10 protein-coding genes and 1 pseudogene are annotated in these 13,660 nt (G+C 64.8%); 3 read left to right on the top strand and 8 right to left on the bottom strand.

The genetic code is table 11. The features are described from left to right. Positions 1 to 193: 193 nt before the first annotated feature. The 5 genes from ACWF6P_RS15100 to ACWF6P_RS15080 all read right to left on the bottom strand — a co-directional run bounded on the left by ACWF6P_RS15100 (position 194) and on the right by ACWF6P_RS15080 (position 5,804). The gene (locus tag ACWF6P_RS15100) at positions 194 to 1,639 is read right to left on the bottom strand and encodes an aldehyde dehydrogenase (RefSeq protein ID WP_003945530.1); all 1,446 of its coding nucleotides are present in this window, start codon (positions 1,637 to 1,639) and stop codon (positions 194 to 196) included. A gap of 4 nt (positions 1,640 to 1,643) precedes the next feature. Next, positions 1,644 to 2,813 (bottom strand): hypothetical protein, encoded by a 1,170-nt coding sequence (locus tag ACWF6P_RS15095; RefSeq protein ID WP_452621516.1) that lies wholly within the window; start codon positions 2,811 to 2,813, stop codon positions 1,644 to 1,646. Position 2,814: 1 nt separating this feature from the next. Continuing rightward, the gene (locus ACWF6P_RS15090) at positions 2,815 to 4,002 is read right to left on the bottom strand and encodes a phosphotransferase family protein (RefSeq protein ID WP_452621515.1); all 1,188 of its coding nucleotides are present in this window, start codon (positions 4,000 to 4,002) and stop codon (positions 2,815 to 2,817) included. Between the two features lie 139 nt (positions 4,003 to 4,141). Then, positions 4,142 to 5,029 carry an ROK family protein gene (locus tag ACWF6P_RS15085; protein ID WP_452621514.1) on the bottom strand — a complete coding sequence of 296 codons (888 nt, stop codon included), beginning with the start codon at positions 5,027 to 5,029 and terminating at the stop codon, positions 4,142 to 4,144. Between the two features lie 4 nt (positions 5,030 to 5,033). Then, entirely contained in the window at positions 5,034 to 5,804 is a 771-nt protein-coding gene (locus ACWF6P_RS15080; RefSeq protein ID WP_452621513.1) for a class I SAM-dependent methyltransferase, read from the bottom strand. A gap of 173 nt (positions 5,805 to 5,977) precedes the next feature. On the opposite strand from ACWF6P_RS15080, the gene ACWF6P_RS15075 reads away from it, so the two are divergent. Continuing rightward, a complete protein-coding gene (locus ACWF6P_RS15075) occupies positions 5,978 to 7,192 on the top strand; it encodes a glycosyltransferase family 4 protein (protein ID WP_378634826.1) in 1,215 nt (404 codons plus the stop codon). Here ACWF6P_RS15075 and ACWF6P_RS15070 read toward each other — a convergent pair. Beyond that, complete coding sequence (locus ACWF6P_RS15070; RefSeq protein ID WP_452621512.1) at positions 7,139 to 8,878, bottom strand: hypothetical protein; 1,740 nt, start codon at positions 8,876 to 8,878, stop codon at positions 7,139 to 7,141. The genes ACWF6P_RS15075 and ACWF6P_RS15070 overlap by 54 nt on opposite strands. Before the next feature lie 33 nt (positions 8,879 to 8,911). Between ACWF6P_RS15070 and ACWF6P_RS15065 the strand changes: the two genes are divergently transcribed. After that, positions 8,912 to 10,138: a lipopolysaccharide biosynthesis protein gene (locus ACWF6P_RS15065; RefSeq protein WP_452621511.1), complete on the top strand. Its 1,227-nt coding sequence runs from the start codon at positions 8,912 to 8,914 to the stop codon at positions 10,136 to 10,138. On the opposite strand, the gene ACWF6P_RS15060 is transcribed toward ACWF6P_RS15065, so the two are convergent. Continuing rightward, positions 10,119 to 11,075, bottom strand: coding sequence for an ABC transporter substrate-binding protein (locus ACWF6P_RS15060; protein WP_452621510.1), 957 nt, complete (start codon positions 11,073 to 11,075; stop codon positions 10,119 to 10,121). The genes ACWF6P_RS15065 and ACWF6P_RS15060 overlap by 20 nt on opposite strands. A 169-nt stretch (positions 11,076 to 11,244) precedes the next feature. Continuing rightward, positions 11,245 to 12,378: a DUF3068 domain-containing protein gene (locus tag ACWF6P_RS15055; protein ID WP_019747133.1), complete on the bottom strand. Its 1,134-nt coding sequence runs from the start codon at positions 12,376 to 12,378 to the stop codon at positions 11,245 to 11,247. Between the two features lie 51 nt (positions 12,379 to 12,429). Here ACWF6P_RS15055 and ACWF6P_RS15050 point away from each other — a divergent pair. After that, a pseudogene (locus ACWF6P_RS15050) lies at positions 12,430 to 13,644 on the top strand (acyltransferase family protein); the annotation flags it as partial. Positions 13,645 to 13,660 lie beyond the last annotated feature (16 nt).

Here is a 13,660-nt window from a genome sequence, read left to right as displayed (position 1 = left end):
AGTGCGAGGAAAGCGTTGATGGCGTTGGTGAGCATATGAATGTCCTTTGTGAGATGACTGATTCGTTTTCGACGGTACCGGGTGGATCTGTGGATTCGCTGGGGGCTGGCACCCTTTTCACGGGGTCGGCACCCGTTCCGGCAGGTCGGAACGGGTGCCAACTGTCAGCAAAGGGTGCCAACTCCCGGGTGGGTCAGCCCACGTAGCCGGGCGGCATGAGTACGGACTTGGTCTCGCAGAAGGCCTCGAGGCCCTCAGGTCCGTTCTCGCGGCCGATACCGGAGTTCTTGTAACCACCGAACGGTGATCCGGGATCGAAGGCGTACCAGTTGATCGCGTAGGTACCCGTGCGGATCTGCGCGGCAACTTCGAGTCCGTGATCGATGTCGGTGGTCCACACCGATCCGGCGAGGCCGTAATCCGAATCGTTGGCGATCTTGATGGCCTCGTCCTCGGAGTCGTACGGAATCACCGAGAGAACGGGTCCGAAGATCTCCTCACGTGCGATGGTCATCGAGTTGTCGACGTCGGCGAAGATCGTCGGCTCGACGTACCAACCCTTGTCCAGACCGGCGGGACGTCCACCACCGAGTACGACGCGTGCGCCTTCTTCCTTGCCCTTGGCGATGTATCCCTCGACGCGCTCACGCTGCTTCTCAGAGATCAGCGGGCCGAGTTGTGCTGCAGGATCGGACGGATCGCCGACGGTCATGAAGCCTGCGGCGGTCTTCATTCCCTCGATGACCTCGTCGTAACGCGAACGGGGAGCGAGGATTCGGGTCTGAGCGACACAGGCCTGGCCGGTGTTCATCAGGCCGGACATGACGAGCATCGGCATTCCGGCGGCGATATCAGCGTCCTCGAGGATGATCGCGGCGGACTTGCCACCCAGTTCGAGGGAGCAGCGCTTGAGGTTCTGCGCGGCGATGGCACCGATCTTGCGGCCCACGGCACTGGATCCGGTGAAGGTGATCTTGTCGATGCCCGCATGAGAGACCAGGTATTCGCCGGTCTCGGCTCCGCCGGGGAGCACGGAGATGACGCCTTCGGGAACGCCTGCCTCGGTGAAGATCTCGGCGATCACGTGGACGGACAGTGGGGATTCGGGTGCGGGCTTGAGCAGAACCGTGCAGCCGGCGAGCAGGGCGGGTGCCAGCTTGTTGATCGCCAGGAACAGCGGGACGTTCCAGGCCAGCACGGCGGCGACGACGCCGACGGGCTCACGGGTCACCTTGGTCTGCCCGAATGCGCCGGTGCGCTTCTCTTCCCACGCGAACTTGTCGGCCAGCTCGGCGTAGTAGCCCAGCGTCGCCATCGACGGGGTCTGCTGCATCATGCCGACCATGGCGGGCGGCTGGCCCATCTCGTTGGAGATGAGCTGGTTGATTTCCGCGCTGCGCTCTTCGATCAGCTTGGCGGCCTTGGCGAGGATCGCGCCGCGCTCGGCGGGGGTGGTGCGTGACCACGGTCCCTCGAACGCCGCGCGGGCTGCGGACACGGCCGCGTCGATGTCTGCCGGTGCTGCGATGGGACAGCTGCCGACGCGCTCCTCCGTTGCGGGAGAGAACACTTCGAGTACCTGGTCGGTGGCCGGGGCCACCCATGCTCCACCGATGTAGAGCTTGTCGTAGTCAGTCATCAATTCATTCCTCGGTGTTGTCGGTCGCCGCGAGGGCATACGCGTCGTCTGCCTGTGCGGTGTCGGTGAAACTGGTGAATCCGTATTTCTCGTGCGGTCCGATGGCGGCTACCTCGAAAAGACCGGTGCCGGTGTGGGTGTTCGCGCCTTCCGTGAGCGTGAAGGACGCAAGATTGTCGACGGGGGAGAACATGCGTTGGAACGGTTCGATCTCGTGGACCTTGTGGCGCAGTCCCTGTACGACGAGTTCGCCTTGCCACATTCCGTGACGCCAGTCCTGTTCGAGTCCGTAGCCGGTGCCGATTCCGATGTAGTTGGCCAGCAACAGTTCGCAGGTGACGGTCAGGACTTCACCGCCTGGCCGGTGGAAGGTGATGGTTGCTCCGGTGACGTCGCGGGTGTCGGGGCAAAACGTCAGTTCGTGTTCGGGCCGGCCGAGCCATTCGTTGTCCCTGGTTTCGTCCGGCCACACTCGCATGGCCTCTTCGACTATGCGCCTGCCCTGCTCGTCTTCCTGCATGATCACCGAGATGGTGAACTCGTCGAACTGCATGACCGCGTAGATCCAGAAGAAGTTCTGGATTCCGTCGACGGCGCGTCTGCCTTGCGGTTCGGCTTCACCGACCGGACGCACACCCCACGAGCGGTCGCGATTACCTCGCCACGTCTTCGGGTCGATCGCGAGGTCCTCCCCGTCCACGGTGAGCGATCCGGTCCAGGTTCCGGTCTGCAGGAAGCGTGAGGTGTCGAACGTGACTCGTTCGAGTTGACGGCGAAAGTGCTTGGGCTCGAGCGCCGCCGGGATGGTGGCGTCGAAGGTGATATCGAAGGAGAGATCGTATTCGCTGCCTGGTTCGAGGACGACGCGGAGCTTCTGCAGTCCTTCCAGCACTTCGATGCGCAAAGGTCCGACGGTGGTGTCGGTGCGGTCGGCGCCCAGAGCCTTCGACATACGGGCAACGATGTGGTCGTCACCGCGGCGCAGTACCGCGAAGGCGTCCATGACGCCGAGGTTGGGGTACTGGCCGAGTCCGACGATGAGGAACACGTCGGGGGATTCGGTGGGGTAGCAGTTGAAGTAGTAGCGGTCGTAGAAGTTTCGATCCGAGGTGGCTACGTGACGGATCGGTTCGGCGATCTGGTGAACGGGATAGTCGTCCATCGGTGAGAGCATGTCAGGCCAACCTCTCCCAGTAGGTACCGTCGAGCATCGCGGCGAGCGAAGCGCGGTGCATGATCATGTCGTCGGGGTCTTCGGGTCGCTGTGACTGGCCGAAAGCTATGGCGCGGGCCTGGATTCGCCACATGATGACCGCCTGACGCAGTGCGGCATAGGTAACGTAGAACTCCAGATCGTGTGGGGCGTGGCCGGTGATCTCGGCGTAGGTCTGCGCGAGATCCGGCAGTCGAAGGAAGTCGGGAAGGCCGGGTAGGTTCGCCAGACCGGCGATGTCCTCGAAGAACCTGTGCAGGAATGCCATCCAGCCCAGATCCATCTCCCGCGGGCCGAGAGTTGCCATTTCCCAGTCCAGTACGGCTACCGGCGCGAAGTCCTGGTACATGACGTTGCCGATGCGCGAGTCGCCCCAACAGAGCACGGCCGGCGAATCGTCCGCGGGATTGTTCTCCTCGACCCAGTCGAGGGCACGTTCGATGAGCGGTGATCTGATCCCGTCGGAGACCACCCACTCGTAGTACGCGCGCTGCTCGGCGATGTGTGCCGTGAATGCTTCTCGTGCAGTCGTTCCCGAATTCGGGAGTCGGAGGAAGTCGAAACGCTCACCAGGTTTGTCGATGGCATGCAACTGAGCCAGGACGTCGACCGAGCTGCGCTGCAGGGTCTTTCGCTGCTCGGGAGACGCTTCGGTGACCCACGATCCGAAGTTGTACGGCATGACGTCCGGTGGCACGTCGCCGGAGATGCGTTCCATCACGAAGAACGGCGCACCCAACGCGTCCGGGTCGGATTCCGACCAGTACACCGCGGGCACGGGCACTGCCGAGTGCTCGCGCACCTGAGCCATGGTTCGGAACTGGGATTCGAGGTCGTAGGCAGGAAAGACCGGCATGGTCGATTCCGTCGGTGCCACCCGAGCGACCAAGGGATGATGTTCGCCGTCCCAGGTGGCGTCGAAGAGGATGGTTTCGCTGGACATGCCGTTGGCTGCGGGCAAGGTGACGTCGGCGACGGTCACAGTGGATTCGCTCGGCACCTTGCCGGCCATCCACCGTTCCAGGCGCTCACGGAGATCTTCGGTGTCGCGGAGGGAATCGCTCGGTCGGGCGACCTGGGCGTGATGCTCGGTTTCATCGGTCGAAGAAGCAGTCGAGGCAACGTCAGATGAGGAAGCGTCTGGGCTCACGGTCACCTCCTTCCCGTAGGCGTCACGTGCAATGCCCGTAACGGTGTGAGTCAGAACACTAAAACACGTTACAGAAATTGGGAACAGGTGGCACCCGTTTAGTGGGACTCCCTGCGGATTTATCGGGGAAGAACGCGTGTCAGATAACGGCGGTGAGCGCGAGCAAGCCCGCACCGGTCAGAGTTCCGGCGCCGCCCAGCTCGGCGGGAACGATCCGGAGCCCGGCGATGAACGACAAACGGGCATGTCGGGCAGCCGCGTCGAGCATCGGTTCCCACAGCGGTGCACCCGACTGTGCGAAACCGCCGCCGATCACCGCGAGGTCCACGTCCAGGAGGGCAGCCGCCGAGGCGATGGCACCACCGAGCGCCGTGCCTGCGCGGTGAAGCGCGTCCACGGCGATCGCGTCGCCGCTGCGTGCACCCTCGGCTAGTTCACGGCCGGTGTTCCCCGACCAGCCCTGGCTACGAGCCCATCGCACCGCGGACGGTCCACTGGCCACCGTCTCGAGGCAGCCGACGCCCCCACAGCTGCACGGTTCGGAAGAGCCTGGAACGACGAGGTGACCGATGTGGCCCGCGTTGCCGGTTCGACCTTGCGCGATCTCTCCGCCGAGAACAATTCCGCCGCCGATTCCCGTAGAGACGACCAGGCTCAGGAGGTTCGGGTTTCCGCGTCCGGCGCCGTGGTGGAACTCCGCCAGCGCCGCTGCCGCCCCATCCATGGCGAGGGCGGTTCCGGCGTCGGGAAAGAGGCTGTGGACGCCCGCTACCAGCTCGAATCCCTGAGCCCACTCGGTGATGTTGATGGGAGCGACGACGCCGGCGACGGTATCCACCGGCCCGGCGCACGCAATGCCCACACTGTCGACGTCGCGGCCGTCGGCGACTCGCTCGAGTAGCGCCGCGCACGCTCCCCACGGGTCGGTCTGCGGCGTCGGAACGCTGTCGAACACGGGAACACGGCCATCCTCGGACACGACGCCGGCAGCCATCTTGGTGCCACCGATGTCGAGTGCGAGGCGCATGCCGCTATCGCTTTTCGAGAACCACGACGAGGTTGCTCACCAGGAACTCCCGCAGGCCGGGGACTCGGACCATCCACCACGCCCACGACGGGTGGTAGCGCGGGATCGCGGCGAGCAATGTTCCCTGGCTGGTTCCACGGGCCCAGCGTAGGCCGTCGGTGGCGCCGACTTTGAACAACGACACCCCGAATCTGTTCTTCGGTTCGCGTCCGGTTTTGCGGAGGTACCGCTTGGCCGCGTACTCGCCGCCCAGCGCGTGCCACGGCCCGGTTTCGTGGCCGCCGAACGGACCCCACCACAGGGTGTACGAGAGAACCATCAAGCCGCCGGGTTTGGTCACGCGCAGCATTTCCTCGGCCATCAGCCACGGCTCACTGACATGTTCGGCGACATTGGAGGAGAAGCAGATGTCCACGGACGAGTCCAGGAACGGCAGAGCCAAACCGGATCCACGCACCGCCCCTCCTACCGTCAGACCTGCCGCGTGCATCTCCGAGGGATCGGGTTCGACGGGAATGTAGCGGGCGCCGGCGGCCTGAAAGACCTCCGCGAAATAGCCCGGCCCGCCGCCCACGTCGAGGACGGTGAGACCGTCGAGGGAGCGCCCGGCGTGACCTTCGTGCAGGTCCGAGATCAATTCGACGGAGTCGCGTGCGAGCGCACCGTAGAAGATGTCGGGTGCGGTCTGCTCGTGGCGGAAGTCGCTGAGCAGGCCGAACGAGCGTTTCAGGGTTGCCCGTCGGCCGAAAATGCGGGTCACTGCGGGCTTGGTCACGGGTAGCAACTTTAGCCACTGGGGCGCCCGGTCCACGAACACCGTCACGAGCGCGGCAATACGGACGCTCGAACAGTTAGGGTGTTCGGCAGGGTTACCGGCCGGTCAGGCGGGGCATCCCGCAGGATCGCCCGAATCGTGGTGGTCACCGACCAACTCAGGGAGTAACGCACGTGCGCGAGGTTCTGTTGCTCTGCTGGCGCGATACCGGGCATCCCCAGGGCGGTGGAAGCGAGCGTTACCTCGAGCAGGTCGGATCCCAGTTGGCCGAGCGCGGCATCAAGGTGACGCTGCGGACGGCGTCGTATCCCGGAGCGCCCGCGTCGGAGGTTCGTGACGGCATCACCATCAGCCGAGCGGGTGGACGTTTCAGCGTGTATCCCCGCGCTCTGGCTGCCATTGCCGCTGGGCGTCTGGGTTTCGGATCGCTGAAGGGCATTCGCCCCGACGCGGTGATCGACACCCAGAACGGCATTCCCTTCTTCTCGAAAACCGTGGCGGGTGCGCCGGTCACGCTTCTCGTCCATCACTGCCATCGTGAACAGTGGCCGGTGGCAGGCAAGCTCGTCGGTCGGATCGGCTGGTGGGTCGAATCGCGATTGTCACCGCGCACCCATCGGCGTAGTCAGTACCTGACGGTGTCGCTTCCCTCGGCGGAAGAATTGGTGGACCTCGGTGTCGAGCGCGAACGAATTGCCGTGGTGCGCAACGGTGCCGATCGGCTTCCCGTCGGCGTCGACGCGGGTGGATCCATCACCAGGGCCGAGCGTCCCACCATTTCGGTTCTCTCACGGCTGGTGCCGCACAAGCAGATCGAGGACGCACTCGAAGCTGTCGCGGCGCTGCGGCCGACGCTTCCTGACATCCATCTCGACGTCATCGGTGGTGGTTGGTGGGAGCAGAACCTGCGTGATCGCGCCGCCGAGTTGGGGATCGGTGACGCCGTCTCGTTCTACGGTCACGTTGACGAGGCTCGCAAACATGAACTACTGGCGCAGTCGTGGATTCATCTCATGCCTTCGCGAAAAGAAGGATGGGGCCTTGCGGTCATCGAGGCTGCGCAGCACGGTGTTCCGACGATCGGCTACCGCAGTTCCAAGGGCCTGACCGATTCGATCGTCGACGGAGTGACCGGGCTTCTGGTCGGTGGCGAGCATGCCGGCGACGGTGACATCGCTGATCTGACGCAGGCTGCCGGCACCCTGCTCCGCGACCACGAACTCCGCACGGTGCTCGGTGAGAAAGCTCGCGTGTGGTCCGGCGAGTTCTCCTGGGAACAGACCGGCACCGGAGTCCTCGAGGTGCTGTCTGCGCACAAGGACGGCCGGTGGGTCTCAGGACTGGCCGCGCCGCGCGAGTCGAATTCGGTTCTGGTTCAGTCCGACTGAGATCAGCGCGATCACGCCCATCAGTATCCACGCGAGATGCGCGACTATGACGGCAGTTCGGGCGCCGGTCGAGGCTTCCTGTGTGGCAACGTCTCCCGGTACTCGGTAGAGCTCGAGATCGTCGTCGGCGAAGATCTGCTCCAATCCGTCGAGCGTGGTTGCCGAGTTGCCGAGTTGACCTGGTGTCCCGCGCTCGATCAGTACCCATCCGACTCCGAGATCGGCCAACTGCGTAGGACTTCCGCCGGCCAGCAGTAGGTCCTCGACCCGAGTTGCCCGAGTCCCCTCGCCGCCGACCGCACCACCGGCAACCACCAGTTGGCCGGTCTGCAGAACGTCGAGGGGCAGGAAGCGTGGTGCAGGGTCGAGTACCGGCGCATCACCGCTGTAGGGGAACGCGCGGAACATTCCGGCGGGAAGCACTGCAACGTCACCGGTTTCGTCTCGCAGTTGCTCGGCCACCACGGTCCAGGACCCGGGATAGTGCACGGGTTTCAACGCGCCGCCGACGCCCCACACCAGATCCGGCAGCGCCACGATCGTCACCACGACGGCGGCGATCGAGAATGCCGGGCGGGGAACAGTGAACCGATTGCCTGCCCACATCACCGCGGCGGCGGCAGCGAGTGCGTAGAACGGGACGGCCAGCGCGACCCACTTCTGCGCGTCACGCAGCAGACCGGCGCCGGTGAACACCTCGACCGACCATCGGCCGACGTCGAGTCCCCACGGGGTGGCGCCCAGGGTCGGAGCCAGCACCGCAAACAGGGCCAGCGCGCCGAGTCCGCTGACAACGGGGTTTCGGCGTCGTCGCCACAGAGCGGGCACACCGGCGAACACCACGACAAGCAGAAGAAGTGTTCCGATCAATGCGAAGAGTGTTGTGCGCGTGGACGGTATCGCTGCCGAGTTCCAGATACCGCCGAGACCGGCGAGGCTGCCGAGCGTCGCGAGTCCGGGTTCCGCTCGGGCGGCAAAGGCCGCGACTCCTGTTGGATCGGAACCGTCGCCTGCTGCTCCGGATACGAAGGTGGCGACCAACCACGGCGAGGCTGTGACGAGGAAGAGCCCGATAGTGCCGCAGATACGCCTCGGAGCGGAGGTGCGCCCTCCTGGGGAGGCAACTACCACCAAGGCAGCCGCCAGAGCGAGCAGAGCGCCGGTCGGTGTCAGGCCCGCGAATGCCAGTGACGCGGCCAACGCCCACCACGATCCGGGCGTTGCTCGGCGAACTCCGATTCCGGCACACACGATCCACGGCAGCGCGGCATATCCGGTCAGCAGACTCCAATGTCCTTGCAGCAGGCGCTCGGCCACATACGGGTTCCAGAGCATCACCGTCGACGCGACGAGTTGTGGACCGAGACCGGCAGTCGGCAGCAGAACGGCGACCATGCGCGCCGCACCCCAACCGGCGAGCCAGAGCGCCGCGAGCAGGATGAACTTGACCACCAGTCCGCCGTCGATCACGGTGCTCAATGCTGCGATCAGCGCGTCCTGGGGAACAGCGCGGGCTGCGGCGTCGGTGAGTCCGAGGGCGGAGTCGGTCAGGTACGAGCGCGGCGTGCTGACGGCGTCGCGCAGCAGGAGGTAGCCGGGGCCGAGCAGCGGTCCGAGGATCAACAGTGCCAGCGCCAGGCTGTACGCCGCAGGCAGGTAACGGCGGTATCCGGCTTGCACTGTCATGACGCGCACGATACGTGGTGCATCATTACTGCCATGCCTCGCCAACCACTCGATCGCGCCGCCGCGGCCGGGGTCGGCATGGTTTTGGTGGGATCGATGACGGCCAATGTCGCGTCGTACCTGCTGGCATGGTTGGCCAGTCGATGGTTGGGGCCGGTCGGCTACGGAGAATTCGCGAGTCTGCTTGCCGCCCAGTTGGTGCTTGCGGTTCCGGCATTGGCGTTGCAGACGGTGGTCGCCCGCGAGGCGGTGCGTGGCAAGAGCACAGATGCGTTGCGGTCGTTGGGGTATCGATGCACCGCGATCGTCGCCGTCCTCGCGGTGGCGCTCACTCCGGCGATGGCGTGGCTGCTGGACACCGGAATCGTGGCGTCGTTCTCGGCATTGGTGACCGCGCCCATGTTGGTTCTGTTGGCCACGGAGCAGGGGTTGTTGCAGGGACACGGTCGATTCGGCACTCTCAGTGCCGTACTGGCCGGGGCCGGGGTGATGAAAGTCCTTCCGGCAGTGATCGTTCTGGCTTTCGGCGGTGGGGCAGGCGCGGCATTGGTCGCGGGCGCGGCCGGAACCGCGTTGCTGGTGGCGATAGTTCGCGTGGTCGACCGAACCGTCTCGGTGAGCGAGGACCGGCCGGTGCGTATCGGCGTCGTCTCCGTGCTCGCGGCGTCGCAGGTTCAGCTCGCGCTTATCGCGTTGTCCTCGCTGGACCTGCTGATCGTCCGCGTCGTCCTCAGTGAATACGACGCCGGTGTCTACGCACTGGGCGCCGTCGCGACGAAGGTCGCGTTCTGGCTGCCGCAGGCAGTGGGCGTCGTGCTGTACCCGAAGATGGCGAACCCGGCGCACTCGGCGCAGGCGGTTCGCTCGGCTCTGGCGGTGCTCGTCGGTATCGGCGCCGTCTTGGTTCTGGGGGCGGCGGTTGCCGGCCCACTGGTGCCGATGCTCGTGGGCGACGCGTACGCCGCCGTGGCTCCGATGCTGTGGGCCTTCGCCTTGCACGGTGCAGCGCTGGCGGTACTCCAGGGTGCTTTGCTGTCCGCAATCGCGTCAGAACGCACACGAGTGGCCCTTCTGGCATGGGCAGGGCTGGCTGTGGAGGCGACGGTCATGCTGGTGTGGGCGAAGACTCCGGGAGAGTTGATCGGCGTCGCCGTCGTGGTTGCGTCGACGACGGCGTTGGCGGTGTCCGTCGCCGCGGTGCGAAGTGCCGACCGCGCCCGGCCGGCACCTCGCAGCGGCGTCAGTTCTCCAGACGCGTGAACAGATCGTCGAAGTAGTCGAGCGTGCGCATCGCGGTGTAGACGGATCCGTAGTTGATGTTGCCACCCGTGTAGACGACGTTGTCGCCTTGAACTGCGCGGATACGGTTCCACATCGCGCGGTCGTCGGTGACGGGATCCACGCCGGGCGCGGTGGTGACGATCATTCCGTCGGCAGAGTCGAGAGCAGTCACCAGATTTTCGGTGGAGATCTCCTTCTGTCCCTCGACCGGCCACTGGAGTTGCACGCCGAGGTCTTCGGCAACCTGCGTGGAGATGCCCTTGCGATTGACGCCGTTGACCTTCTGGTTCACGTAGTTCAGCAGCACGATCTGCTTGCTCGCCAGGCTCTGGGCGTGGCGTTCCTTCAATCCGGCTGCTTTGTCCTCGTACGCTCCGATGACCTGACGGACGTCGGGGTTCTCGGTGCGCCCCAGCCAACTCGCCAACTGATCGATGTTCTCGCGCCAAGGGCGCGTGAAGTCCATCGGAAGCACCGGCGCTGTCTGGCTCAACTGCTGCAGCGGCCACATGTCTGAGGCCTCACCGATGTCGGTGCAGATGATCAGGTCCGGTTCCAGCGCGAGAATTGCCTCGACGTTGACCGGTGCTTCGAATACTTGCGCCGTGGGATCAGCGGGAACCCACGGCTCGGCGGCGTCGAAGCTGTAGGCGATGACCGGTAGGCCCATCGCGACGGCCGGTTCGAGGTCGAGTCGGGAGTCGATAGCGACGACGCGCTTCGGGGTGAGCGGAATGTCGTAGGTTCCGAGAGAGGTCGTGACCGTGCGCATCCCGGACGCATCGCTCTCGGTCCCGGCGGATCGTGCGCAACCGGCGGCGAACAGCCCGGAGAATGCTGCCGTACCGACCACGAATCTCCGCCGCGTCAGATCGCTGACACAGATGTGCGACCCCAGAACTGTTGATGCGGGCATGTGGCTCCTCGTGTTCGGGGTGATCTGGACTTCCAGAAAACGCTAAGCCCGTGACCGTGCGGAGGGAACCATCCGTCGCGCCAATCCGTACGCCGATCCGGCAACAACATCCCGAAACGCAGTAGAGCGCCCCTTCCGTGTGGAAGGGGCGCTCTACTTACTGTCTGAATCAGTCCTTGCGCAGATCCGGACGCGGGATCACCTGAGTGTCGTCCGAGGTCCAGTCGTGCTCACCCGGAGCCGGCTCGGGCGAGCCCTGGCCGCTGGGATTCTGGTTCGTTCCGCCGTGTGCAGCGCGGGCCGGAGTTCCGCCCTTGCCGCCGCGAAGGCCGAGGAAGATACCGGCGATCAGTGCGATGACGCCGAGGACACCTGCCACGATCGGGACGGTCCGGCCGAACAGCGAGAGCTTGTCCATGCCGTCACGTGCCTGCTGGACCTGGTACTCGATGGTCGCTTCGTCGAAGGGCAGGGTGACCTTGAGAACCTCGACGTCGACGGCATCCTTGTTGCGTCCGTAGTACTGGTGCAACTGCTCCTGGCCCTTGACGACAACGCCGGTCTTGGGCTCGACCCACAGGTCACGGACGTTGGTGTACCAACGCGTCATCGTGATCGGAGTAGCGCCACCGGGAACGCCCCAGGTGTCGGCGGGCAGGCTCAGCTTGTTGGTGGGGGAGTTGACGACCTTCGACAGGTCGACGGGATCGATCGTCTGCTGGAAGTGGTACACCTTCAGACCGTTGATCTCGGTCTCTTCGACGAAGTCGATGTCCTTCGTGGCGCGAGCGTTCAGGTCGAAGTAGGGGTAGCTCTTCTGTTCCGTGTTGAACGGGAACTTGTACTGCAGACCGTCGCGGGAAACTTCTTCGGCGGGCTGGTCGCTGGACGTCTGGACGGTTCCGACCGGATCGTTGGTCGGCATCGAGCTGACGCGATCGAGCGTGACGCGGTCCAGGGTTGCGGTCAGCAGCCCGGTGTCGCCCTGCTTGTCGGTACGACGGACCGTCTGGCCGGCTTCGACGGTGATGATGTCGGCGTCGGACGGGTCCTGCGTGGTGACATAGCGCTGAGCGACGATCGGCACGTTGGTGTCGACCTGTGCCTTACCGCCGAGGAGGGCCGCCGAGTTGAGGACGCTACCGGTGCCCGTGGCGACGGTGGTCACCTCGAGGTCGAGTGGCGTCTTCTCCAGCTTGCCTACCGTGTAGGTAGGAATGAGGATGGCGATGGCCAAAAGGAAGGCACCGAGGCCCACCAGAATGCAAGGAAGTATCCGGCTCGGCCCTGAGCGTTCCGCCATGCTGTGACTCCTAACCCGTTAAGTCTTTCGAGGTTCCCCAACCGGCACAATATGAGCTGCGCAGATCGCATGGGGCCCCCGATGGACACCATGTGTGGCAGAACACTAACAGTCCACCGGCCCGGTTTGTCGCATGAGGGCATGAATTGGCCAGGCATTTTGTTACGAGTCCCTGGTGGTTTCCCTCAATCGGCCTGGGGTGCACACTTATCCGTGATGATCAGTTCCACGAATTCCTCTCAGACGGTCCCGCCACAGGCTCGGGGCTTCGTTCCAGCTTTGGACGGTATGCGTGGATTGGCCGCGCTCGGCGTCCTCGTCACCCATGTCGCGTTCCAGACAGGTGAAGCTCAGTCCGGTGCGATCGGGCGCGCGTTCGGCCGACTCGATCTCGCGGTAGCGGTGTTCTTTGCCTTGTCCGGATTTCTGCTGTGGCGCCCCCACGCGGCAAAGGCTCGCGGAATCGGGCAGCCACAGTCGACCGTCCGGTACTGGATCTCCCGCGCGACGCGTATTCTGCCGGCGTACTGGGTGGCAGTGGTCCTGATCCTGCTGTTCCTGCCCGGCGCGGGCGGGGGCTACCAAGTGTGGCTGGCGAATCTCGGGTTGGCGCAGGTATTCGTGCCGTTGACACTCACCGAGGGACTCACGCAGATGTGGAGCCTGTCGGTCGAGGTGGCGTTCTACCTCCTGCTGCCGTTGTTCGCCTTCCTGATGGCGCGACTCCGTGGCAACTCGGCCCGGTTCCGGCTGCCGCTTCTGCTCGGGGTGTCTGTCTTGGCCTTGACGTGGGCATTCATTCCGATTCCGACGCCGGACGCCATCCACCACGACAACTGGCTGCCCGGCTACCTGCCGTGGTTCGGCGCCGGCATGATCCTGGCCGAGCTGGCAGTTGGCCCGTCGACGTGGGTGCATCGCCTCGCGCACCGTCGGGTACTCCTGACCTTTTTTGCCTTGGTCGCCTTCGTTCTCTCGTGCACCGATCTGGCCGGGCCCGAAGGTCTGGTGCGGCCGGAGCCGTGGCAGTACGCGATCAAGATTGCTCTCGGCGCGATCATCAGCTTCTCGTTGATCGCGCCACTGGTTCTGCGCGATCAATCGCAGCATCGATTCCTGGCCAGTCCCTTGGCGCTGGCAATTGGACGTTGGTCCTACGGCCTGTTCATCTGGCACCTGGCCGTACTGAACGCTGTGTTCCCCGTGTTCGGCATAGTTCCGTTCTCGGGCAGCTTCTTCTACGTCCTGGCCCTCACGGTCGTCCTGAGCGTCGCTGTGGCCT

This window comes from Rhodococcus sp. NPDC055024 (assembly GCF_053608585.1).
This window is presented reverse-complemented; position numbering and strand designations above follow the sequence as displayed.

What these genes read in the sequence shown, in the direction of transcription:
- ACWF6P_RS15060 (WP_452621510.1), bottom strand. Translation starts at nt 11,075, where the DNA reads ATGCCCGCATCAACAGTTCTGGGGTCGCACATCTGTGTCAGCGATCTG.
- ACWF6P_RS15070 (WP_452621512.1), bottom strand. Translation starts at nt 8,878, where the DNA reads ATGACAGTGCAAGCCGGATACCGCCGTTACCTGCCTGCGGCGTACAGC.
- ACWF6P_RS15065 (WP_452621511.1), top strand. Translation starts at nt 8,912, where the DNA reads ATGCCTCGCCAACCACTCGATCGCGCCGCCGCGGCCGGGGTCGGCATG.
- ACWF6P_RS15100 (WP_003945530.1), bottom strand. Translation starts at nt 1,639, where the DNA reads ATGACTGACTACGACAAGCTCTACATCGGTGGAGCATGGGTGGCCCCG.
- ACWF6P_RS15085 (WP_452621514.1), bottom strand. Translation starts at nt 5,029, where the DNA reads ATGCGCCTCGCACTCGACATCGGTGGCACCAAGATGGCTGCCGGCGTC.
- ACWF6P_RS15095 (WP_452621516.1), bottom strand. Translation starts at nt 2,813, where the DNA reads ATGCTCTCACCGATGGACGACTATCCCGTTCACCAGATCGCCGAACCG.
- ACWF6P_RS15055 (WP_019747133.1), bottom strand. Translation starts at nt 12,378, where the DNA reads ATGGCGGAACGCTCAGGGCCGAGCCGGATACTTCCTTGCATTCTGGTG.